We start from the raw sequence: 23,012 nt of genomic DNA on the forward strand, positions 1-23,012 counted from the left end.
GTCGTCGGAGAGGGGAAACCAGCGTTAAGAACGGATGTTCTTCACGCTCAGGCCGAGCCCAGAGCCTGACGAAGCAGGTGCATGAGCGCCGCCAGCTGCACGGGCTCTGCGGCCGACTCCTCGACAGCCTCACCGTCGAGCGCGCGAGCTGCGAGACCCTGCTTCTGATCGATCAGCTCCGCGATCTTGGTGTCGATCGTATGCGCGGCGATGATCCGCCACGCGGTGACCGGCTCGTCCTGACCGATGCGGTGCACGCGGTCGATCGCCTGCGTCTGCTCGGCAGCCGTCCACGACAGTTCGGCGAGCACGACGTTCGACGCCGCCTGCAGGTTGAGCCCGACGCCGGCCGCAGTGAGCGAGCAGACGGCGATGCCCACGGCGGGGTCGCTGTTGAAATCGTCGATCGCCTGTTGACGTGTCGTCGAGGTCTGGTCGCCTCGGATCGACACCGACCGGATGCCCGCGGCGGCGAAGTGCGCCTCGGCCTGATCCATCACGTCGATGTGCTTCGCGAAGAAGACGACCTTGCCGACCGAGCGCTGCAGCTGGGCGGCGTAGTCCGCGGCCAGCGGCGCTTTGGCCTGACCGATGCGACGGACCATGGTGAAGACGTTGTCTCCCCCGGTGCCGGCGGCCTTCGACTCCTCGAGCTCGTTCTGAGCGACGAGACGCACGATGTCGTCGTCGATCTCTCCGGGGGCGAACCCGCGGTCGCCACGAGCCTCGATGATGCGGCGGTAGCGAGCGGCGAGCCGCTCCCCCAGCTCGCGCTCGGCCTGACGGATGCTGCGTCCGAACTCGTCGTCCAGCTGCACGGGCAGATCGGCGATCAGCTTGTCCGGCAGGTCGGCGGCGACGTCCTTCTTCTTGCGGCGGACGATGCCCATCGAGATGACCGCGTCGCGGGCTTCGGGGTAGAACGCCTTGTCGGCCGGGGTGAACCCGGTCGCATCCAGCTTCTCCATCAGCTCGGGACCCGGTTTCTCCCCCGTGGTCCACCCCAGGAAGCGCCAGATCGCGTCGAAGTCCTCGACGTCGTTGATCAGCGGGGTGCCCGTGAGAGCGAGCATGAGCGGATCGTGTCCCGGGGTGCGCTCACGAACCTGCGCGGCGAGCGACAGCACGTTCTGCGAACGCTGCGAGGAGAGGTTCTTGATGAAGTGCGCCTCGTCGACGACCATTCCGCGCAGACCGATCGAGGCCAACCACGACATGTGCCGGTCGAGGATCTCGTAGTTCACGATGAACACGTCGGCGAATGCGTCGATGTCGGTGCCATCGCCCTGGATGACCGTGGCCCGTCGCTGCGGCGTCCACCGCTCGACCTCGCGCGCCCAGTTCATCTTCACGACGTTGGGCACGACGACGAGCAGCGGGTAGGCACCGGCCACCGACGCGGCCAGCACCGACTGCGCCGTCTTGCCGAGGCCAGGCTCATCGGCGAGGAGGAAGCTGCGGTGGCCCGCCTTCACGGCCTCGAGGAATCGTGACTGATGCACCATGACCTCGAGGCCCTTGGGCGAGATGTGGTCGTACTCCGGCGCGGGTGGCAGATCCATGGACGCAGCGGATCCGCCGGCGCCGGTCTCGAAAGCCTTGTACAGCGGGCCCATGAGCTCCCAGCCGTCGAGGCGGCGGCGCGGGGTCGCGGCCGGTCGCGGCGTCAGGTCGGGAGCGAGGAACGGGTTCGCCAACTGCCGGGACTCGACCGAGGGCGGCGTGACCTGTCGCTCGGCGATGGCCGCGGGGATCGTGGAGATCTGGACCGGTGCGGCATCCGCGATGATCAGCTCTTCGGGAGCCAGCTCCGCACCGGATTCGAGCAGCCAGTCGCGTCGCATGCGCTTGGCCACCGGCGACGTCGCCTGGTCGGCCTCGAGCAGCTGGATGAGCGAAGTGTCGCGTGCAGCCGTCTTGGCGAGGATCGTGGCCACACCGTCGAGCCGCTTCAGCAGCTCAGCGCGGGCGGGTTCGCCGATCTCGGCATCCGCCTTCACTCGGGCGCGCTCCTCGCGCACCAGGAATGCGATCACCTGGAACTTCACCCGATTGGTCGGGCCGAGCTTCCCTCGCTGCGACTTCGCCTCGATCTCGCGCACCTTGCGCGCGAGGATCGGGATGAGGGGTGCCTCGTCATCTCGACGGGACGTCTTCTTGCGCCGTGTGGTGGCGGTTGCCGTGGTCGGCATGCTCCTCCTGAGCGTGAAGGCTCCGGCTTCCCCATGAAGCCGCGGGCCGTTCTCGATGTCCGCGTGTGGCGTGAGCCAGGACCGTACGAACAGTGGGTCTTCTTCCCGCCGAAGCACGCGAGAAGCGTGAGAATCGGCGGGAGCCGAGTCCATTCTATGTCATCCGACGCGACACCTGCGGATCGCCCACGCCGAGTCGTCCGAGGAGGGCGCGGACGGCGGCGGGCGGAGACTACTCGAACGTGACGCCGAGAGCCCGAGCAGCTTCCGTGACGTCCGCCCCCATCTGCTCCATCAGCTTCTCGATTCCCTCGAACGCCACCATGCCCCGCAGCCGCGCCACGAACTCGACCGTGACGTCGTGTCCGTACAGGTCGAGGCCGGTCTCACCCAGCACATGCGCCTCGACCTGCCGCACGAGGACGTCATCGAAGGTCGGATTCGTGCCGACGGAGATCGCGGAAGGATGACGGATGCCCGTGTCGTGATCGACGAGCCACCCGGCGTAGACGCCGTCGGCGGGAACGAACGCGTCGACGATGGTCGAGAGGTTGGCGGTCGGGAACCCCAGCTCCCGCCCGCGCTTGAGGCCGTGGACGACCTCGCCGCGGACATCGGGATAGCGCCCGAGAACCGTGGCCGCCGACGCGACGTCTCCCTCCATTAGCAGCTCACGGATCCAACTGGATGAGACGCGTCGGGTGGAGCCCGGAAGGTACACGTCGTCGACGACCTCGACGGAGAAGCCGTAGCGGGGGCCGAGCTCGCGCAGCAGCTCAGGGGTGCCCGCGCCGCGGTGGCCGAAACGGAAGTCCTGGCCGACCAGCACGGTCGACACCTGCAGGGCACCGACGAGGATGTCGACGACGAAGTCCTCGGCGCTGCGGGCGGCCATCTCCTCGTCGAACGTGAGCACGAGGGTCGCGTCGAGGCCGAGGCCACCCAGCAGCTCGAGCTTGCGATCGACGGTGACGACGTTCTCGGGACACCGATCCGGGCGGATCACGGCCAGCGGATTGCGGTCGAAGGTCACGGCGACCGCGCGGCTGCCGGTGGACGCGGCCGTTTCCTTCAGCCGTTCGATGACCGCACGATGACCGGCATGGACACCATCGAATTTGCCGATGGCGACCGCGCTCGGCCCGAATCCGGCCGGAACCTCCTCGGGGCTGCGGAAGACGATCACGCGTGCACCTCGGTGGGAACCGGGGCGTCGACGGGGCGGTGCGTGCGCAGCCACCAGATCCCGAACACCGGGAGGACCAGGGGGATGAACAGGTATCCGCGCCCGAACAGCGACCACACCGTCTCGTGCTGGAACAGCGCCGGCATCAGGATGCTCAGCAGCCCGACGACGAGCACACCGGTGAGCTCGAAGACGATCGCGACCCAGGCGACGGTGTACCACCCGCGACGACGGGCCAGGATGAGCGCGAGGGTCGCCAGGATGTAGACGACGGCGGCGAGTGCGGAGAGGGAGTACGCCAGCGGCGCCTCGTCGAATCGACGGACGATCTGCACGAAGCTGCGGCCGGTGGCCGCCAGCGCCATGACGGCGTAGACGATCACCAGGACGCGACCGATTCCGGTCATCCGAGTGGAGGGGGCGGTGGAGCTCATAGCGCATTCCATCCTAGAGCCGCGAGAGGGAGGCGGACTCCGCCACGACGCCTCGCGTCACGCGATTTGGACGGTCCAGATGACCTGCATGCGCCACAGCATGATCGCGATGGCGAGTGCCGCGACTCCGAGGATGACCGTGCTCCACTGACTGCGCTCCATGAGCGCCCACAGCACGGCTCCGATGGGGAGGAGCACCGCCGACACGAGGTAGACCCAGTACTCGAGCAGGTCTCCCGTGGGCGGGTTTCCCGCGAGCGGTGCGACGATCGCGACGATCACCTGGACGACGAGCAGCACCTCGACGAGGGCGAGCGCGCCGACGCTGATGTCGCTGGGTCGACGCCCACTCAGGCCGGCGACGACGCAGAAGACCCCGGCGGCGACGGCGACAGCGATCTGCGCGATCGTCAGCCACAGGATCATCGGTCGCCCTCGGGCATGTTCATGGCGCTCTTCAGATCTGCGCCGCGCTTCTCGACGATGCCCACCAGGACGCCGTCCGGGTCGACGGCCGCGGTGTTCGCTCCTGCGCCGTCGAGGCGACCGGCCTGATCCAGGAGTCGCTTTCCGTGGCGGAGATCGCGTGCCTCCTCGGCCGACACGTCGAGCACGGGAAGGATGCGGCCGGCGGCGGCCGCCGGAGTCAGTGTGCGGGCCCCCTCCAGCGCATCCAGGCCCACGGCGTCGCTCACCTCGAAAGGCCCCACTCTTGTGCGCCGCAGTGCGGTTAGGTGTCCGCCGACGCCGAGGGACGCGCCGAGGTCGCGGGCGAGGGACCGGATGTACGTTCCGGACGAGCATTCGACGATCACATCGAGGTCGAGGAAACCGTCCCGCTGACGCCGTGCCGCCACCTCGAAGCGAGAGACCACGACGTCCCGCGCCGCGAGCACGACCTCTTCGCCCGCCCGGACCCGATCGTATGCACGCCGGCCGTCGACCTTGATGGCGGACACCGAGCTGGGAACCTGTGAGATCTCGCCGGTCAACGCCAGGATGCCATCTTCGACGGCGGCATCCGTGACCGCGCTCCACGCCTCGGGTTCGGCGGTGGCAAGGATCTCGCCCTCGGCATCGTCGGTCCCGGTGGTCTGTCCGAGACGGATCGTCGCCTCATAGGTCTTGTCCGCGCCGACGATGTAGGTCAGCAGTCGGGTGGCTCCTTCGATGCCGATGACGAGGAGTCCGGTCGCCATCGGATCGAGTGTGCCCGCATGGCCGACCTTCCGCGTGCCGAACGCGCGCCGCGTGCGTGCGACCACGTCGTGGCTGGTCATCCCAGCGGGCTTGTCGACGAGAAGGATGCCGGGCGAGACCATCCCCCCAGCCTACCGAGAGCGATGCCGCGCACCGGCCGCTCGGGTCAGCCGCAGACCTCGTACGAGGGTTCAGCACCGGTCGTCACCGTGACGTCCCAGGCGGTGTCGCTGTTCTCGCGGAAGGCGAAGTAGACATGAGCATCGGTCGCGCTCGGAAGCATGATCCAGGTGTCGCTTCCGATCGTCGACACTCCCTCCTGCGCGTCAGGGTACGCAGCGAGCACCTCGGCCTTGGTCGCTCCGATGCCCAGCCCGACCTCCGTCACCGGCCCCGGGACCACGGCGGGAGTCTCGGCTGCGGAGTACACGGAGATCTCACGGATGGGCGCCGCCTCGCTCTCTGTTCCGCGGACGAAGGAAACACCGTAGGCCGAGTCCGCTGCCATCCACCACGCTGACCACGAGCAGTTCGCGGTGTCGTTGGCCCATGGCCCGGCAAGGCCACCGAGCGTCGAGGTGAAATCACCTCCGACGTCGATCGGTCCGACTCCCGCCTCGTCGATGATCCAGGTAGCGGGGTCCGCCGGATCCTCGACCCGGGGCTCCGCCGTCGGGCTCGGAGTGGTCGTTGCCGTTGCGGTCGGCGTGGATCCGCCGCTGGGCGTCGACGCGGGTGTCGATGTCCCCGCGCACCCGACCAGGCTTCCCACAGCCAAGGTCGTGGCGACGACGAGCGCGCTCGTACGTGTGTTGATCATGTGTGCCCCAATCTCCGGTCTCAGGCTCGTCCGGCCGCTCACGTAGGGTGGATGGATGCCCGAAATGCAGGCCCGTCCTGAAATGAGGTCGCACCTGCCTGAATGGTATCGATCGACCGCTCGCGACCTGCCGTGGCGCCGGTCTACGTTTCATAACGAGTTCGGCGCGTGGGGTGTTCTGGTGAGCGAGTTCATGCTTCAGCAGACCCCGGTCGCAAGGGTCATCCCCCATCTCGAGGCGTGGCTTGCCCGATGGCCCACGCCGACGGCGATGGCCTCTGCCTCGGCAGCGGAAGTCGTGCAGCAGTGGGCCAACCTCGGATACCCGCGTCGCGCGCTCTGGTTGTTCCGGGCAGCCGTGGTGATCACCGAGCGTCACGGCGGGGTCGTGCCCCGCGACGTCGATTCCCTCCTCGCCCTGTCCGGCATCGGCGACTACACGGCCCGCGCCGTCGCCGTCTTCGCCTACGGCGACCGGCACCCCGTCGTCGACACCAACACGCGACGCGTGCTCGCGCGCGCTGTCGAGGGCCGCGCCCAGCCCGGCGCCGCATCACGCCGGGACCTCGATCTGATGGCCTCACTGCTCCCGGACGACCTCGATCAGGCCGCGGTGTTCAATGCCGCGATGATGGAGCTCGGCGCGACCGTGTGCACGGCGCGTTCCCCGCGGTGCGAGCTGTGTCCGCTCGCGGGCGGCTGTGCGTGGCTGGCAGCCGGCAGGCCGGACACCGGGGACGAACGTCGTCGCCAGGCCGCCTACGAGGGTTCGGACCGGCAGGCGCGGGGTGCCGTGCTGCGGCTGCTGCGCGATCGATCTCCCGGGGCCGTGCCGCTCGACCTGGTTCTCCCTGACTGGCCGGACGCCCGTCAGCGGGACCGCGCGATCGACTCGCTCATCGCCGACGGCCTCGCCGAAGCCGATGGAGCCACCCTCTCGCTGCCGCGCTGACGGGCTCAGAGGTGGTGGTCGGTGCGATGCGCGAGCACCGTCAGCTCGACTCGACTGCGGACGTCGAGCTTGGTGAAGACGCGACCGAGGTGCACCTCCACCGTGCGGACCGAGAAGTTGAGGTGCTCCGCGATGTCGCGGTTCGCCGCTCCCCCGACCGCGCACATCGCCACTTCCAACTCGCGCGCGGTCAGCTGAAGCGACCATGCGGCTCGGCACGCCGACAAGGGATCGACGGCGGGAACGATGCTCCCTTCCTTGGCGTCGAGCCTGTCCAACCGTCCGCGGATCGTCCGCGCCCATGCCGTCGCGCCGCACAGCTCGAACAGCCTCTCGGCATGCTGCAGGTGGATGCGCGCCGAGCGATGGTCATCGCGTATGGCGTACTGGGTACCGAGCATCGTCTCCACCCTCGCCCGCGCGAACGGCGAACGGAGCGTCCGTGCCGCCTCTCGCACCTCGATGCACTCGGACCGCCAGCGACCGTCTCCGGCCGTCGCGAGCCGGACCCGCAGTCGCTGCGCGAGAGCGATCTCCGGCGGCTCGATGGATGGCGCCGGCGTCGAGCCCCCCTCCGGGTCGAGCGCGAGTTCATCGAGCGCCGGAACCGTCATGGTGGTCCGCGCCGACCCGAGATCGGCCCAGAGGCGGATCGTCGCTGCAGCATCGTCGAAGGAACCCGCGAGAAACGACTGGATACCCCGATCCACGAGACGGTCGATCCTCGCACCGGCCGGCAGCGCGGCGGTGAGCGATCGCGCGTACGGTCCCAGTTCGCCGAGCACGGCAAGATCGAGACGTCTGGCGAGCACCACGCCCAGTCCGGCGAGGGGCAACGAGACCGGCAACACGAGTGCGGCCTGGATCAGCCGGTCGCGCGCAAGACCGATGTCACCGCGCCACACCAGGAGCAGCACCTCGATGACAGCGCGATACGCCTGGACGACGGGACTGTGCTCGAATCCCGGGACGAACGGGTCCGCCTCGGCGGACATTCCGGATCCGCCCCGTGCCAGCACCCGCAGCCCCAGATCGACGTCGCCGTCCATCGCGGCCTGCAGCGCACGCAGCATCCCGCCGGCCACCGGGCCCGAGCCCGCAGTCGCGTCGATGTCGCGCTCTCCGGAGATCAGCCAGCTCAGCGCGATGACGGGGTCTGCGAGCTCGCGTTCTCCACCGATTCGTGCGGTGCCCTCCCGCACGGCGTCGAGCCATACCCGCATCGCGCGACGATCGCCCCGCTCCGCGCACATCACGGCGGCCAGCGCCGCAGCCCTCGTCCAATGGCACCAGTCCGCGGCGTCATCCGTGCGCGGGCGCAAGGCTTTCGGTTCGACCTCCGGCACTGCGCCCTGCTCGAACGCCTGGGCGACGAGCAGGCCGCCGAGGCCCATGAGTCGCCAGCGCTCCGCGGAGTGCGGATACAGCCCGCTGAACCACGCGATCGCTTCCGTCGCGAAGCCGGCGCCGACGGCCGAAGCCCCCGCGACGAGATGCGCTTCGTCCCGGGCTTCGCCGAGCGCATGCTCCGCTGCCTCCCGCGCGAGCAGCAGCGCCCGTTCCGGGTGGCCGGCCTCGCTGAGCTGCCTCGCGATGGTCGTCAACTCGACTGCGCTCTCGGGAGCGCCCTCGAGGGAGGCACGAGCGCGGTGCCAATCCTCACTCACCCGGTCTCCTCGACGGCGGAAGATCACGCTGAGCCGCGCATGGACCCCGGCGACGGCTGCGGTGCCGGTCGTTGCCCTGATCCAGATGGAGAGGCGGGGATCGGCGAAGCGCGCGTGACCGGCATGGAGCCGCATGTGCTCCCCCAACGGGCCCGCGGCGATCGCGGCCGCGGACCTGCCGTCGAACTCCAGGAGGGCGTCGAGTCCACCGTCCAGCGAGAGCGCGAGCGCCGTGAGCAACTCGCGGTCTCTGGCACCGAGCTCCGTCGCCTCGAATCTGCGTGCGATGGACGGGACGAGCGGCAGCGGGCTGGGCAGCGGGCGCAAGCCATGGCGTTGGTCCGCCGACAACCGCTCGGCGACTTCGAGGATAGCCCGGGAGTCCGCATCCAGCTCGGCGGCGAGGCGGGCGAGCACATGGGGCACACAGCCGAGATCGACATCCAGGAGCTCGTCGAGCAACAGGCCCAGCGCGGCAGGCGCGACGAAGAGAGCCCCCTGTGTACCCGTACCCTCGATGCCGTTCCCCCAGCTTCACGGAAGCAGTCCCGCGAAGCCGAGCGTATCAAACCGTGATCACTCCGGCTCGTCCTCGGTGCGGTACGGATCCGCGTCGCCGGCGTGTGATGCGGATGACGCGAGCTTCGCGACGTCGGCATCGCGCTGCTGCGCCTCGCGAAGCAGCGCACCGATGTGGTCCGCGTTCTCGGGGAGAGCATCCGGGATGAACTCCAGCGTGGGCACCAGACGGGTGCTCAGCTGCCGTCCGACCTCGCTGCGCAGCATGCCGGTGGCCGAGGTGAGGGCCGCGCCGCTGGAGATGCGCTCCTCCTCCGTGCCCAGCACCGTGTAGAACACCGATGCGTGCTGAAGGTCTCCGCTCACACGCACGTCGGTGATGGTGACGAAGCCGAGGCGCGGATCGCGCAGCCCCTTCTCCAACCGCTCTGCGAGGATCACGCGGATACGGTCCGCGAGCCGGGCCTGTCGTTCGCCTGCCATTGTTCTCTCCCTGTCCAGGAACCCTCAGGGCGCCCTTCCTCTCCGCGCTCCGGAGGAGCGGGAGGGGAGGACGCCCGAAGGTGTTCGAAATTGATCAGCCGCGAGGCTTCTCGATGAGCTCGGTCGTCTCGATCTCATCACCGATCTGGATGTCGTTGTACTTGCCGAGACCGATACCGGCCTCGTAGTCGGTACGGACCTCGGTGACGTCGTCCTTGAAGCGACGCAGCGACTCGATGGCGAGACCATCGGCCAGCACGACACCGTCGCGGATGACACGAGCCTTGGCGTTTCGAGTGATCGTTCCCGATCGCACGATGACACCGGCGATGTTGCCGAACTTCGAGGAGCGGAACACCTCGCGGATCTCGGCGACACCCGACTGGACCTCTTCGTACTCCGGCTTGAGCATGCCCTTGAGCGAGCTCTCGATCTCGTCGATCGCGTTGTAGATGACGGAGTAGAACCGGATGTCCACGCCCTCACGGGAAGCACGCTCGCGCGCCTTCGTGTCAGGACGGACGTTGAAGCCCACGATGATCGCGTTGTCGATCGTCGCGAGGTTCACGTCGGACTCGGTGATGGCGCCGACGCCGCGGTGGATGATGCGCAGCTGGACCGAATCGTCGACCTCGATCTTGAGGAGCGACTCCTCCAGCGCCTCGACGGCACCGGAGACGTCACCCTTGATGATGAGGTTGAGCGACTCGACCTTGCCCTCTTCGAGAGCGCGGGTGAAGTCCTCGAGCGAGATGCGCTTGCGGGCCTTGGCCAGCTGGGCGTTGCGCTCGACTGCTTCGCGCTTCTCCGCGATCTGGCGGGCCATGCGGTCTTCCTCGGTGACGATGAAGACGTCACCGGCACGCGGAACGGAGTTCAGACCCTGCACCTGGACCGGACGCGACGGGTAGGCCTCGAGGACCTGCTCGCCGTTCTCATCCGCCATCGCACGCACACGGCCGTATGCCGTACCCGCGACGATCGCGTCACCGATCCGAAGCGTTCCGGACTGGATGAGCACCGTGGCGACCGAACCGCGACCCTTGTCGAGCTTCGCCTCGATGGCGACACCGCGAGCGGCCTTGTTCGGGTTGGCCGTCAGGTCGAGACCGGCATCGGCCGTGAGCAGCACGGCGTCCAGGAGTTCCTGGATACCCGTGTTGGCCCGAGCGGACACGTCGACGAACATGACGTCGCCACCGAATTCCTCGGCGACCAGACCGTACTCGGTGAGCTGCTGGCGCACCTTCGACGGGTTGGCGTCGGGCTTGTCCACCTTGTTCACCGCGACCACGATCGGCACATTGGCCGCCTGGGCGTGGTTCAGCGCCTCGACCGTCTGCGGCATGATGCCGTCGTCGGCTGCGACCACGAGGATCGCGAGGTCGGTGACCTGCGCACCACGGGCACGCATGGCGGTGAACGCCTCGTGACCCGGGGTGTCGATGAACGTGATGGCCCGCTCGATGCCCTCGTGCTCGGTCCAGACCTGGTAGGCACCGATGTGCTGGGTGATGCCACCGGCTTCACCCTCGATGACGTTGGTCTGGCGGATCGCGTCGAGAAGTCGCGTCTTACCGTGGTCGACGTGACCCATGACGGTCACGACCGGAGGACGGATCTCGAGGTCGTCTTCGCTCTCGGCTTCCAGTTCGGCCTCGAGGTCGAGACCGAAGCCCTCGAGGAGCTCCTTGTCCTCGTCCTCGGGCGAGACCATCTGGATCTTGTAGCCGAGCTCAGCGCCCAGGACCTCGAACGTCGCCTCATCCAGCGACTCGGTGGCCGTGGCCATCTCGCCGAGGTTGAAGAGGATGGTGACGAGGGTTCCGGGCTGCACCGTGTAGCCGGTCAGCGTCTCGATCTTGTCGGCGAAGTCCGCGATGGATGCGCCGCGGCGCATGCGGATGATCTCTCCGTTGCCGCGGGTGACGTTGACGCCACCGACGACCGGAGCACTCCGCATCTCGAACTCTTGCCGCTTCGCCCGCCGCGACTTGCGCTGCTTGCTCTTGCCGCCGCCCTTGCCGAAGGCGCCTGCGGTACCACCGCCGGGACCACGACCACGACCACCGCCGCCACCGGGACGACCGGCGAAGCCGCCGCCACCGCCGGGACGTGCACCAGGACCACCGGCACCACCGGGGCCACCGGCACCGCCCGGACGACCGGGGCCGCCGGGACGCTGCTGGAACGGAGCGCCGGGACGACCGCCACCGCCGCTGCGGGGCGCACCCGGACGAGGCGAGCCGGGACGCGGAGCACCCGGACGGGGTGCGCCGGGGCGCGGGGCCTGCGGACGCGGGATGTTGCCCGGCGTCGGGCGCTGGCCCATGCCCTGCGCGGATGCGAACGGGTTGTTGCCCGGACGGGGTCCGGCCGGGCGCTGACCCATACCCTGCGCGGAAGAGAACGGGTTGTTGCCGGGACGCGGGGCGCCGGGCGTCGGTGCATTGCCCTCTGCGGGCTTGGATGCTTCCGCGGCGGATGCTGCGGGGGCCGCTGCCGCGGGGGCAGGAGTCGGTGCAGCGGGCGCGGGCGCCTCGGGGGCCGGAGCCTCCGGAGCGGGCTTGGGGCCGGGCTTCGGGCCCGGGGTCGGCGCGGGCTTGGCGCCCGGCTTCGCCGCCGTCTTGGCGGCAGCGGGCTTGGCCGCGGGAGCGGACTCGGCCGCACCCTTGAGCGACCCGTCGGCCTCGATCGCCGCGCGCAGCTTGCGCGCCACCGGCGGTTCGATGGTCGAAGAGGGGCTCTTCACGAACTCGCCGAGTTCCTTGAGCTTTGCAAGAGCGACCTTGCTGTCGACGCCGAGTTCGGCGGCGATCTCATGTACGCGTGGTTTACCAGCCACAATTCTCCTGTCTGAGTCGGTCCACCCAGACAGGGCAGACCACTAGTCGCGGACGGGTCTCATTTCGAGCCGTTCACTTTGTTTCCATAGCTGTTCAGCCTTTGTTTCTTGGTGGGTGCTGTTCGAAGGTCCGCGTGTCCAGCTCAGTGGCCACGCGCAGTGCTCGTCCGAATGCGCGGCGTCGCAGAGCGGCATCCATGCATTCCCGAGTCGGATGGACCCACGCGCCGCGCCCCGGCAGCACAGCACGCTCATCGATGATGAGAGTGTCGTTCTGGGACACCACCCTGAGCAGGGTGGAGCGGGGAGCACGCGTGCGACAACCGACGCACGTTCGTACGGGTTCCATCTTACACCTGCGTTTCACCCCGCCTCGCCCGCGCGCCGGGCGAGGCGGAAGGCCGGAGCCGGTCAGTCGAGGACGCTGTCCGGCTGGATGTCGATCTTCGCGCCGGTGAGCTTGGCGGCCAGACGCGCGTTCTGACCCTCCTTGCCGATCGCGAGCGACAGCTGGTAGTCGGGCACCAGGGCCCGAACGGCCTTGGTGCTCGCGTCGAGCACGAAAGCGCTCGTGACCTTGGCCGGCGACAGCGCGTGCGCCACGAACGTGGGCAGGTCGGCGTCGTAGTCGACGATGTCGATCTTCTCCCCCGCAAGCTCCTCGGTCACGGCGCGCACGCGGCGGCCGAGCTCCCCGATGCAGGCGCCCTTCGCGTTGATCGACGGGTCGTTCGCCTTGACGGCGATCTTCGTCCGGTGACCGGCCTCGCGGGCCAGTGCCACGATCTCGACGAGACCGGCGGCGATCTCCGGAACCTCGAGCGCGAAGAGCTTGCGGACGAGCCCCGGGTGCGTGCGGGAGACCGTGATCTGCGGTCCCTTGAGCCCCTTGGCGACGCTGGTGACGTACACGCGCACACGCGATCCGTGGGTGTACTCCTCGCCGGGCACCTGCTCCTCGGGGGGCAGGATCGCCTCGACGGCACCGAGGTCGACGTGGATCATGCGCGGGTTCGGACCCTGCTGGATCACGCCGGCGACGATGTCACCCTCTTTGTCCTTGAAGTCGCCGAGCACGACGTCGTCGGCGATGTCACGCAGTCGCTGGCTGATGACCTGCTTCGCGGCGAAGGCCGCGATCCGGCCGAAGTCGTCGGGGGTCGCATCCTCTTCGCCGATGATGGCGTCTTCCTCGTCGCGGACGACCTGCAGGATGGCGACATGCCCGGTCTTGCGGTCGAGGTGCACGCGGACGCCCTCGGGCGTCACACCGTCCTCGGAGACATGCTTGGAGTACGCGGTCAGGATCGCCTGCTCGATGATCGCGACGAGTTCGTCGAAGGGGATCGCCTTCTCCTTCTCGATCCCTCGCAGAAGACTCAGTTCGATGTCCATGACGGCCTCTCTATTCAGCTCTCGTCGCGCCTGTTCGCACGCGCGACATCCGTACCACGATACCCTGTGCCAACCGGCCCCTGCCACGACGGCGGCAGTTTTCCGCGCCGGAAGTCGAGGAGGACGCATGGGATCGTTCGACACGATCGTGATCGGTGCGGGAATGTCGGGTGTCACGGCCGCGCGCATGCTCGCCGATGCGGGGCATCGAGTAGTGATCCTGGAAGGTCGTGACCGCGTCGGCGGGCGGATGCACACCGATCGGGAGGCGGGGTTCTCGGTGGACCGTGGCGCCTCCTGGATCCATGGAATCGACGGATCGCCACTGTGGGGTCTCGTCCAGGCACTTCGGATTCCGACGATCGAGTACACAGTGGGCAGCTTCCAGGTCGGCGGGCGGCCCATCGAGAACTTCGACGGGGATGGGCGCCCCATGGGTGCCGACGCCACCGCTCAGTGGATCGCCGATGTCGATGCGGTCGATCGACTCCTCGTCGAGGAGATCGGCGCCTCCTCCCCCGGCGACACATATCTCGACGTGACGGAACGAGCTCTCGACCGGTCCGGCCTCGCGCCGGAGCGCATCGACGACATCCGCGAGTTCTTCCGTCACCGGGTCGAGGAGCAGTGCGGTGCCTGGATCGGAGACCTCGACGCACACGGCCTCGACGAGGACGCGATCGACGGGGATGAGGTGATCTTCCCGCGCGGATACGACGAGGTTCCCCGGCGCATCGGCGCGGGTCTCGACATCCGCCTCGAGACGAGCGTGACGAGGGTGGATCACTCGAGCAGTGCGGTGGTGGTGCACGCCGGCGACACAGCCTTCACCGCGGATCAGGTCGTCGTCACCGTCCCCCTGGGTGTGCTCAAGGCCGGCTCGATCGAGTTCGATCCTGCACTGCCGGAGGCCGTGGCCGGTCCTCTCACACGACTCGGGATGGGAGTCTTCAACAAGGTCTTCATCCAGTTCGACAGGCGGTTCTGGAACGAGGACAGCTATGTGCTGCGTGCGCTCGGCGAGGCCGGCGAGCACTGGCATTCCTGGTACGACGTCTCCGCTGTCAGCGGCCTGCCCACCCTGTTGACCTTCGCCGCAGGCCCCTTCGGACGACGGATGCAGGAGCTCCCCGACGAAGACGTCGTCGCCGATGCCGTGCGTGCCCTCCGGGTGCTCTACGGGGATGCGGTCGGTGAACCCCGGGCTCATTGGGTCACGCACTGGGGTCAGGACGAGTTCTCGAACGGCTCCTACTCACATCTGGCCCTGGGGTCGAGTCATCACGACCACGACGACCTGGCCGGCCCCGTCGACGGGGTCCTGCACTTCGCGGGCGAGGCCACCTGGGGCGATGAGCCTGCCACCGTCGGCGCGGCCTACTATTCGGGGCACCGTGCCGCGGAAAGGATCCTGGGCCGCGCGATCGACCTCGACGACTTCGCGGCTCGCATCATCGAGCGGGAGCAGAGGGAAGTGCGTTGATCGCACCGATCAGTCGGAACAGATTCCCGACCTGACGCTGATCGAGGTGGAGCATCAGCCGCGGCAGCTCCAGCAGGTCGTCGTCGGCGACTTCCGGTTGCCGCGGTGCGGTCCTCTCGATCCGCCCGGAGGAGAGCATCGAGGCGAACTGTTCGTTCAGCGCGTCGATCTCGGCGTCCGTCGGCTCCGCGCGCAGGCGCAGCACGAGCGCCCCACCGACCCATCGCAGCGAATCGTAGTTGTGCCAGAAACCGGTGATCTCCGCACGAGCCGCGTCGACGGAATCGGTGATGACCACCCGATCGAAGTCGCCTTCCGAAATCACTCCCGTGGGAGCGAGGTGGTCGTCGATGAAACTCCGAAGACCCTGCCAGAACGTGCCTCCCGGCTGATCCAGGAGCACGATCGGCGTGGGCTCCGCTTTCCCCGTCTGCTGCAGCGTGAGCAGCTCGAACATCTCGTCCAGGGTGCCGAACCCACCGGGAAGACAGATGAACCCGAGCGATTCCTTGATGAGCATCAGCTTGCGGGTGAAGAAGTACTTCATCGCGACGACCTGGTCGTTGTCCGTGATGAGCCCCTGCGCCTTCTCCTCGAACGGAAGGCGGATCGATACGCCGAGAGAGAGCGCGGGACCGGCACCCTCGGAGGCCGCCTGCATGATGCCGGGCCCCGCCCCCGTGACCACCATCCACCCGTCACTCGCCAGCGCGGCGGCGACGTCGCGAGCAGTGAGGTAGAGCGGGTCGTCCTGCCGGGTTCTCGCGGAACCGAAGACGGTCACCTTGGGGACACCGCGGAACGGTGCGAAGAGTCGGAAGGCGTCGCGCATCTCCGCCAGCGCAGCAGAGGCGATCTTGAGGTCGAGCCGGTCGGCGTCATCCTCTCCCAGCAGAATCGCCGTCCGCACCATCCTCCTCACCAGCCGACGGTCGGCGTGTGCGTCCGCGCCGTCGAGGATGGCGTCGATCTCGGAGTTGAGGGCGTCCGGCAGCGGTTCGTCGATCATGACACCAGCGTGGCACGCGGCCGGATCCCCGTGGGCCGCAACGCCGGGCATGCCGTCGACGTCCCGGACTGATCACCGCCCGGCCTGGATGTCAATGCCCATGCCGCCCGCGGGCACACGCGGCACTGTGGAATCATGACTGAGATCACCGGACCCGAAGCCCTCGCCCGCATCGCCGAGCTCGTCGAAGACATCGACTTCACGATGCTGACCACGATCGATGAGGAAGGCAACCTCGTCAGCCGACCGATGTCGACCCGGCAGATGGACGACGCCGGAGACATCTGGTTCTTCACCGCTGAAGACACCGAGAAGGTCGCCGAAGCTCGCCGACACCACGATGTGGGCCTCGCTTACTGCGACGCCAAGGGCATGCGGTACGTGTCCGTCGCCGGCACCGCAGAGATCGTCCACGACCGAGCCAAGATGGAGGAGCTCTACTCGCCCTCGTTGGAGATCTGGTTCGCGGACGGATTGGAGACGCCGGGCATCGCTCTGCTCCGGGTCACGCCGAAGGTGACGGAGTTCTGGGAACCGGCGAAGGGCAGACTCGCGACCGCGTCCGGCGCCCTCAAATCCCTCGTCACCCGCGACACTCCGGATGACGACATCATGAACCACGGCCGCATCGTCTGCTGACGACGCGGCCGCGGCTCTCAGTCGGCGGCGGTGAGTCGGGCGACGACCTCATCGACGGAGACCGCATCGCGCTCGCCCGTGGCGCGGTCCCAGAGTTCGACCTGTCCCTCGGCGGCGCCGCGGCCGACGATCACGATCTTGGGCACGCCGACGAGCTCGGCATCGCCGAACTTCACGCCCGGTGACACCTTCGGGCGGTCGTCGTACAGCACGTCGAGACTCGCGGCTTCCAGCTGCGCCGAGAGCCCCTCGGCCACATCGAACGCGACCTGATCGCGACCTGCCGCGACCACCTGCACATCGAACGGCGCGACCGATGCCGGCCAGATGAGGCCCTTGTCGTCGTTGTTGAGCTCAGCGATGATCGCCAGGATGCGGGTGATGCCGATGCCGTAGGAGCCCATCGTCACCGTGACGAGCTTGCCGTTCTCGTTCAGCACCTTCAGTCCGAGCGCCTCGGCGTACTTGCGGCCGAGCTGGAACACGTGACCGATCTCCATGCCCCGTGCGAGCTCGACCGGACCGGAGCCGTCGGGGGCGGGGTCGCCGGCGCGCACGTTCGCGATCTCGACGATCCCGTCGGCAGCGAAGTCGCGTCCGGCGACCACCGAGTGCGCATGCTTCTGATCGATGTTCGCCCCGGTGATCCAGCTCGTGCCCTCGCTCACGCGGGGGTCGACCAGATAGCGGATGCCGGTGGCCGACTCCTCGCCGAGCACGGCGCCGGTCGGCGACCAGGGCCCGATGTACCCCTTCACCAGAAGCGGGTTGTTCTCGAAGTCATCGGCCGTGGCCGTCTCGACCGCAGCGGGCGCGAAGGCGACCTCGGCCCGCTTCTCGTCGACGTCGCGGTCGCCGGGGATGCCGACGATGACGAGCTCGCGCGTGCCGTCCAGGTGGGTCAGGGCGAGAACCACGTTCTTGAGCGTGTCGGCCGCCGTGTACTCCCCCTCGAGCTCGCGGTTGCTGTGCGCGACCAGCGTCTCGATCGTGGGGGTGTCCGGGGAATCGAAGATCACCGGAGCAGCACCCTCGTCGAACGGGATGGCATCGGGCACCGCGGTGGTGAACGCCTCGACGTTCGCCGCATACCCGCCCTCGCTGCGCACGAAGGTGTCCTCGCCGACGGGGGTCGGGTGCAGGAACTCCTCGCTGCGGGACCCGCCCATCGCACCGGCATCCGCCTGAACGATGACGTACTCGAGTCCGAGTCGCTGGAAGATGCGCTCGTATGCGTCACGCTGTGCCTGATAACTGACGTCCAAGCCCTCATCCGACGAATCGAACGAGTACGCGTCTTTCATCGTGAATTCGCGCCCACGGAGGAGGCCGGCGCGAGGACGAGCCTCGTCGCGGTACTTGTCCTGGATCTGGTAGATCGAGAGCGGCAGATCCTTGTACGACGAGTACAGGTCTTTCACCAGCAGCGTGAAGGCCTCTTCATGCGTGGGGGCGAGGAGGTAATCGCCACCCTTGCGGTCCTGCAGGCGGAAGAGCAGGTCTCCATACTCGTCCCAACGACCGCTCGCCTCATAGGCCTCACGAGGCATCAGTGCGGGGAAATGGACCTCCTGCGCGCCAGCCGCGGCCATCTCCTCACGGACGACGGTCTCGATCTTCGACTTGACGCGAAGCCCCAGTGGCAGCCACGCGAAGATGCCGGCGGCCTGCGGGCGGATGTATCCCGCCCGGATCAGCAGCCGGTGGCTGGCGACCTCTGCGCCTGCAGGGTCTTCACGAAGCGTGCGGAGGAAGAAGTTCGAAAGACGAGTGACCACGGAGCAAGTCTAGTGAGCCGCGGTCACTCATCTTCGACGCCGTCAGTTGAGCGCCGGAAGGTTCGCCGGGACGACGCCGCCGGCGTACAGGTCAGCCGCAAGCTCCTGGAGTGCGGTGAGCGCGACCCGCTGCGGGAGCGGACCGTAGGAGATGCGGGCGACCCCGAGCTTCTCGTACTCCGACGCAGCGAGAGCGCCGGGGATGCCGATCACGCTGACCTTGCGCTCTCCGATGCCCTCGACGAGCTGACGGGTGACGTTCATGTCGAGGATGCCGGGGACGAACACGGCCGTCGCTCCGGCGTCGAGGTAGGCGCGCCCGCGCTGAATCGCGTCGGCGATGCTCTGCGGCACCGGACGTGCGCCGGCGCGGACGAACGCATCGGTGCGGGCATTGAGCGCGAAGGGCACGCCCTCGGCCTCCGCCGCCTTGACGATCGCCTCGACCGCGGCGACGGATTCGCCCAGCGGCTTGAGCCGATCTTCGACGTTCGCGCCCACGACTCCGGCCGCGATGGCGAGGCGCGTGGTCTCCCCCGCGTCGCCGTAGCCGTCGTCGAGGTCGGCCGTGACGGGAACCTGGACGGCGGCGGCGATCCGCCCCACCATGTCGATCATGACCTCGCGGGGAGTCGCACCATCTTCGTAGCCGAAGGACGCGGCGATGCCGTGGCCCGCGGTGGCGAGCGCTTTCGTCTCCGGGAGGGCGGCGACCGCCCGCGCGGACACGACATCCCACACGTTCACGACCCGGAGGATCTCCGGAGCGTCATAGAGTCCGACAAGGGTCTGGGCCTTGGCTGCAGTCGTCATGACTACACGCTAACGCGGGATACGCACTGCCGGGCCGAGTTCGGCGCATCAGGCGTTGAGCACCACCTTGAGCGCCTTGGTCTCCGCCGCACGACCGAACGTGTCGTACGCACTCTCGATGTCATCGAGAGCGAACAGATGGCTGACGAACCCGCTCGGGTCGATGCGCTGCTCCGCGACGAGCTTCGTCAGCATCCGCGCGGTATTCGTGTTGACGAGTCCCGTCGTGATCGTGAGGTTCTGAATCCACAGCCTGTCCAGCGGGAAGTCCACCGGTGAACCGTGAACCCCCACGTTCGCCGCGTGGCCGCCGGGCCGGACGATGTCCAGCACCATGTCCCACGTCTGCGAGACGCCCACCGCCTCGATCGCGACATCCACCCCGAGCCCATCCGTGAGGGCCAGCACCTGGTCGCGCCAGTCGGTGTCCGAGGAGACGACCGAGTGGGTGGCGCCGAATTGCTGCGCGAGTTCGGCACGATTGGGGTCGAGATCGATGGCGATGACTTTGCTGGGGCCGTAGAGCTGAGCCGTCATGATCGCGGCGAGACCGACCGGTCCGGCACCGACGACCGCGACGACGTCTCCCGCCTTGACTCCGCCGTACTGCACGCCGATCTCGTGTCCGGTGGGGAGGATGTCGCTGAGGAGCACCGCCGTCTCGGGCGGGATCGCGTCGGGGAGCCTTTGCAGGGAGGTCTCCGCGAAAGGAACGCGCACGAACTCCGCCTGGGTTCCGTCGATCAGGTGTCCGAGGATCCATCCGATCCCCGACGCGCCCTCCGTCGCGAGGCAGTGCGACTGCAGACCGGCCATGCAGAACTCGCATTTGCCGCACGCGCTGATGCAGGAGATGATCACGCGGTCCCCGACCGCGAGGCCGGTCACGGCGTCGCCGACCTCGGTGATGATGCCGACTCCCTCGTGCCCGAGGATGCGGCCTTCAGCGACAGCGGGAACGTCGCCTTTGAGGATGTGGAGATCGGTGCCGCAGATCGTCGTGCTCTCGATGCGGACGATCGCGTCGGTCGCAGCCAGTATCGTCGGATCCGGGACATCTTCCCAGCTCTTGCGGCCGGGACCGTGGAAAACGAGCGCCTTCATGACTCCTCCTTCCCCGGGCACGCCCGGGATCGTGGCTTGGTAACATGTTACGCGCCACCCTCTGCGCCGTGAAGAGCCCTGACGACGCACCTAGGGTGGGAGCCATGCCGCAGCGCAGATCACACGTCGCCCCCTCCGCCGCCCAGACCGAACTCGCTGCTGCGCTGGCCACTCTGCGCGCGAGCGCGGAGACGCCGGGAGATTTTCCTCCCGCGGTGCTCGCCGAGGCCCAGGACGCCACAGCGTCCGAACCGGCGCTCGACCTGCGACACGTGCCGTTCGCGACTCTCGACCCCGAGGGCTCGCGTGACCTCGATCAGGCATTCCACCTGGAGCGGGACGGATCGGGCTACATCGTCCGCTACGCGATCGCCGACGTCCCCGCGTTCGTGAGACCGGGAGGAGCGGTGGATGCCGAGGCCCGTCGACGCGGCCAGACGCTGTACGCCGCGGACGGCAGGATCCCGTTGCATCCGGCCACACTGAGCGAAGATCGGGCTTCCCTGCTCGCCGACGTCGACAGACCGGCACTCGTGTGGACCTTCTCACTGGACGCCGCCGGCGTGGTCACGGAGTTCCGGCTGGAACGTGCGCTCATCCGCTCGCGCGCGCAACTCGACTACGTGACGACACAACGATCACTCGATCTCGGCGAAGACGGCCCCGCGGCACTGCTTCCGGAGATCGGGTCGCTACGCCTCGAACAGGAGCGCCTGCGAGGCGGGGCGAGCCTCAACCTCCCCGACGAGGAGGTCGTCCGCGACGCGGACGGGGCCTACGCGATCGAGCGCCGCAGCCCTCTTCCCGTCGAGGAGTGGAACGCCCAGCTCTCCCTCATGACGGGGATGGCCGCGGCATCCCTGATGCTTCGGGCCGGCGTCGGCATCCTGCGCACGATGCCCGAGCCGGACGATGCCTCCTTCACGGCGTTCCGCCTTCAGACCGAGGCGCTCGGGCGCCCCTGGGTATCAGGCACGTACGGCGAGTACCTTCGTGCCCTCGACCGCACGGACCCCTTGACACTTCCGGTGCTCGAGGCCGCGGCGTCGCTGTTCCGCGGTGCGGGGTATCTGGTGTTCGACGGCGAATCGCCGTCGAACGCCGTACAGGCGGCCATCGCCGCCCCCTATGCTCATGCGACGGCTCCCCTGCGCCGGCTCGTCGACCGTTGGGTGCTCACGATCTGCCTCGCGGTGTCGAACGGCGAGGCGGTCCCGGAGTGGGCGCGGGAGTCGCTGTCGGAGCTCCCGGCCCTCATGCAGGAGTCTGCTCAGCGCGCATCCCGCATGAACACGGCGACGATCAACAGCGTCGAGGCCGCCCTGCTCACCCCGTTGGTGGGGACGGCCATCGACGCGACCGTGATCGAGCTGCGCGGCGAGCGTGCACTCGTCCAGATCGCGGACCCGGCCGTCACCGCCACAGCACCGTTGCCGACGGGCGCGAAGCCTGGAAGTGTCGTGCGATTGAGCATCGTGCGCGCTGACATCGCCGCGGGCGAGGTGGAGTTCGCGGTCTGAGAAGTGGTTTCCGACCCCGGAGGAGGTCGCGGTCCGTCACCGCTCACGCTCGCGGGGGCGGCTCGATGATGGGCCTATGACACTGCCGGGGCTGCGCTCGTCGTCATCACGAGCAGTTGCGGGTCGCTCAGGTCGAGTGACACGGAGACGGCCGCGAACTCGGTCAGGGATTCGACATGGGTGCCGCCGCACAGGATGACGGCCTCGCCTTCAGGGAGCGCACAGTGCCAGCGTCGCCGGTCCACGATCGTCGGCCCCTCCGTCTCGATCCGACTCGTGGCGCCTGCGGCGATCCATTCGGCGAGCTGAGCGTTGATCCGCTGCTCCCGGTCGGCGAGGGTCGCCGCGAAGGTCTCGGTGTCGAAGCCCGCACGGCGAAGGCTCTTGCCCAGACGGTACCCATCCACCGCGCCGCCTTCGTGGATACGGCTGGACTGATTGGCGCGCCCCTCGAAGTCGGGACTCCCGAGCGCATCCTCGCCCGGATCCTTCCGCCACAGGTCCGCGACGGCGAGGTCCAGAGCGAGCGAGGCGAGGTGGCAGGCGGTGTGGCCGCGGCTGAGTCCTTCGCGCCGCGCGCCGTCGACGGTCAGCCGTACGCGAGCACCTTCGGCCAGCCACGCGGGAGCCGCGCCGTCGATGCGGTGCGCGACGAGCCAGGTCCACCCCTCGGCACCGCGCTTGGCGGGGATGTCGCGCCCGACGGCGAACTCGCCCTCATCGGAGACCGCAGCCATCAGCGCCTCGCTGACCGTCACCGACTCGTCTCCCGCGGCGATCGTGCCGGCATCACCCGGCTGGTCGGGCCAGGTGTGGTCGACCGGGTGGAACGGCGTCGCGTCGACGACCACGACCGTCCCGTCGGGCCCGCTCTCCACCCGGGTGACCGTGCCGTCCCCGGTGGTGGTGCCGCCTGCGAAGGACACGATGGTGGGCGTCGACATGGCTCTCCTCGAATTCGACGATGGTGCGT

20 protein-coding genes are annotated in these 23,012 nt (G+C 68.4%); 4 read left to right on the top strand and 16 right to left on the bottom strand.

Features of this window, described 5'->3' with window-relative positions; genetic code table 11:
- Positions 1 to 47: 47 nt before the first annotated feature.
- The 6 genes from ACWGO6_RS02140 to ACWGO6_RS02165 form a co-directional block, all read right to left on the bottom strand.
- Entirely contained in the window at positions 48 to 2,192 is a 2,145-nt protein-coding gene (locus tag ACWGO6_RS02140; RefSeq protein ID WP_452325726.1) for a DEAD/DEAH box helicase, read from the bottom strand.
- A gap of 232 nt (positions 2,193 to 2,424) precedes the next feature.
- Complete coding sequence (locus ACWGO6_RS02145; protein WP_136043674.1) at positions 2,425 to 3,378, bottom strand: bifunctional riboflavin kinase/FAD synthetase; 954 nt, start codon at positions 3,376 to 3,378, stop codon at positions 2,425 to 2,427.
- A complete protein-coding gene (locus ACWGO6_RS02150) occupies positions 3,375 to 3,812 on the bottom strand; it encodes a hypothetical protein (RefSeq protein WP_240745179.1) in 438 nt (145 codons plus the stop codon). Before ACWGO6_RS02150 ends, ACWGO6_RS02145 begins: the two co-directional genes overlap by 4 nt.
- A 57-nt stretch (positions 3,813 to 3,869) precedes the next feature.
- Complete coding sequence (locus ACWGO6_RS02155; protein WP_452325727.1) at positions 3,870 to 4,238, bottom strand: hypothetical protein; 369 nt, start codon at positions 4,236 to 4,238, stop codon at positions 3,870 to 3,872.
- Entirely contained in the window at positions 4,235 to 5,134 is a 900-nt protein-coding gene (gene truB / locus ACWGO6_RS02160) for a tRNA pseudouridine(55) synthase TruB (protein ID WP_136043671.1), read from the bottom strand. Before truB ends, ACWGO6_RS02155 begins: the two co-directional genes overlap by 4 nt.
- Positions 5,135 to 5,178: 44 nt before the next feature.
- Entirely contained in the window at positions 5,179 to 5,832 is a 654-nt protein-coding gene (locus ACWGO6_RS02165) for a hypothetical protein (RefSeq protein WP_136043670.1), read from the bottom strand.
- 55 nt (positions 5,833 to 5,887) lie between these two features.
- Here ACWGO6_RS02165 and ACWGO6_RS02170 point away from each other — a divergent pair, with 55 nt between their 5' ends.
- Positions 5,888 to 6,784 (top strand): A/G-specific adenine glycosylase, encoded by an 897-nt coding sequence (locus tag ACWGO6_RS02170; RefSeq protein WP_452325728.1) that lies wholly within the window; start codon positions 5,888 to 5,890, stop codon positions 6,782 to 6,784.
- A gap of 5 nt (positions 6,785 to 6,789) precedes the next feature.
- On the opposite strand, the gene ACWGO6_RS02175 is transcribed toward ACWGO6_RS02170, so the two are convergent.
- From ACWGO6_RS02175 to nusA, 5 genes are all read right to left on the bottom strand, one after another.
- Entirely contained in the window at positions 6,790 to 8,913 is a 2,124-nt protein-coding gene (locus ACWGO6_RS02175; protein WP_452325729.1) for a response regulator transcription factor, read from the bottom strand.
- 114 nt (positions 8,914 to 9,027) lie between these two features.
- Positions 9,028 to 9,453: a 30S ribosome-binding factor RbfA gene (gene rbfA / locus ACWGO6_RS02180; protein WP_136043668.1), complete on the bottom strand. Its 426-nt coding sequence runs from the start codon at positions 9,451 to 9,453 to the stop codon at positions 9,028 to 9,030.
- Positions 9,454 to 9,547: 94 nt separating this feature from the next.
- Entirely contained in the window at positions 9,548 to 12,298 is a 2,751-nt protein-coding gene (gene infB, locus ACWGO6_RS02185) for a translation initiation factor IF-2 (RefSeq protein ID WP_452325730.1), read from the bottom strand.
- Positions 12,299 to 12,392: 94 nt separating this feature from the next.
- Positions 12,393 to 12,647 carry a YlxR family protein gene (locus tag ACWGO6_RS02190; RefSeq protein ID WP_136041206.1) on the bottom strand — a complete coding sequence of 85 codons (255 nt, stop codon included), beginning with the start codon at positions 12,645 to 12,647 and terminating at the stop codon, positions 12,393 to 12,395.
- 62 nt (positions 12,648 to 12,709) lie between these two features.
- Entirely contained in the window at positions 12,710 to 13,693 is a 984-nt protein-coding gene (gene nusA, locus ACWGO6_RS02195; RefSeq protein ID WP_136041205.1) for a transcription termination factor NusA, read from the bottom strand.
- Between the two features lie 127 nt (positions 13,694 to 13,820).
- On the opposite strand from nusA, the gene ACWGO6_RS02200 reads away from it, so the two are divergent.
- The gene (locus ACWGO6_RS02200; RefSeq protein WP_452325731.1) at positions 13,821 to 15,176 is read left to right on the top strand and encodes a flavin monoamine oxidase family protein; all 1,356 of its coding nucleotides are present in this window, start codon (positions 13,821 to 13,823) and stop codon (positions 15,174 to 15,176) included.
- On the opposite strand, the gene ACWGO6_RS02205 is transcribed toward ACWGO6_RS02200, so the two are convergent.
- The gene (locus tag ACWGO6_RS02205; protein ID WP_136041203.1) at positions 15,145 to 16,185 is read right to left on the bottom strand and encodes an LOG family protein; all 1,041 of its coding nucleotides are present in this window, start codon (positions 16,183 to 16,185) and stop codon (positions 15,145 to 15,147) included. The genes ACWGO6_RS02200 and ACWGO6_RS02205 overlap by 32 nt on opposite strands.
- Positions 16,186 to 16,320: 135 nt before the next feature.
- Between ACWGO6_RS02205 and ACWGO6_RS02210 the strand changes: the two genes are divergently transcribed.
- Positions 16,321 to 16,824 (top strand): pyridoxamine 5'-phosphate oxidase family protein, encoded by a 504-nt coding sequence (locus tag ACWGO6_RS02210; RefSeq protein ID WP_452325732.1) that lies wholly within the window; start codon positions 16,321 to 16,323, stop codon positions 16,822 to 16,824.
- A 17-nt stretch (positions 16,825 to 16,841) separates the two neighbouring features.
- On the opposite strand, the gene ACWGO6_RS02215 is transcribed toward ACWGO6_RS02210, so the two are convergent.
- The 3 genes from ACWGO6_RS02215 to ACWGO6_RS02225 are packed head-to-tail and all read right to left on the bottom strand — an operon-like array spanning position 16,842 to position 20,519.
- Positions 16,842 to 18,602: a proline--tRNA ligase gene (locus ACWGO6_RS02215; protein WP_452325733.1), complete on the bottom strand. Its 1,761-nt coding sequence runs from the start codon at positions 18,600 to 18,602 to the stop codon at positions 16,842 to 16,844.
- Positions 18,603 to 18,644: 42 nt separating this feature from the next.
- The gene (locus tag ACWGO6_RS02220) at positions 18,645 to 19,415 is read right to left on the bottom strand and encodes an isocitrate lyase/PEP mutase family protein (protein ID WP_136041200.1); all 771 of its coding nucleotides are present in this window, start codon (positions 19,413 to 19,415) and stop codon (positions 18,645 to 18,647) included.
- A gap of 48 nt (positions 19,416 to 19,463) precedes the next feature.
- Positions 19,464 to 20,519, bottom strand: coding sequence for a zinc-dependent alcohol dehydrogenase family protein (locus ACWGO6_RS02225; protein ID WP_452325734.1), 1,056 nt, complete (start codon positions 20,517 to 20,519; stop codon positions 19,464 to 19,466).
- A gap of 104 nt (positions 20,520 to 20,623) precedes the next feature.
- Between ACWGO6_RS02225 and ACWGO6_RS02230 the strand changes: the two genes are divergently transcribed.
- Positions 20,624 to 22,039 carry an RNB domain-containing ribonuclease gene (locus tag ACWGO6_RS02230; protein WP_452325735.1) on the top strand — a complete coding sequence of 472 codons (1,416 nt, stop codon included), beginning with the start codon at positions 20,624 to 20,626 and terminating at the stop codon, positions 22,037 to 22,039.
- A gap of 74 nt (positions 22,040 to 22,113) precedes the next feature.
- Here ACWGO6_RS02230 and ACWGO6_RS02235 read toward each other — a convergent pair whose 3' ends face one another.
- Positions 22,114 to 22,983 carry a hypothetical protein gene (locus ACWGO6_RS02235; protein WP_452325736.1) on the bottom strand — a complete coding sequence of 290 codons (870 nt, stop codon included), beginning with the start codon at positions 22,981 to 22,983 and terminating at the stop codon, positions 22,114 to 22,116.
- Between the last annotated feature and the right edge of the window lie 29 nt (positions 22,984 to 23,012).

Source organism: Microbacterium sp. NPDC055665 (genome assembly GCF_053618035.1).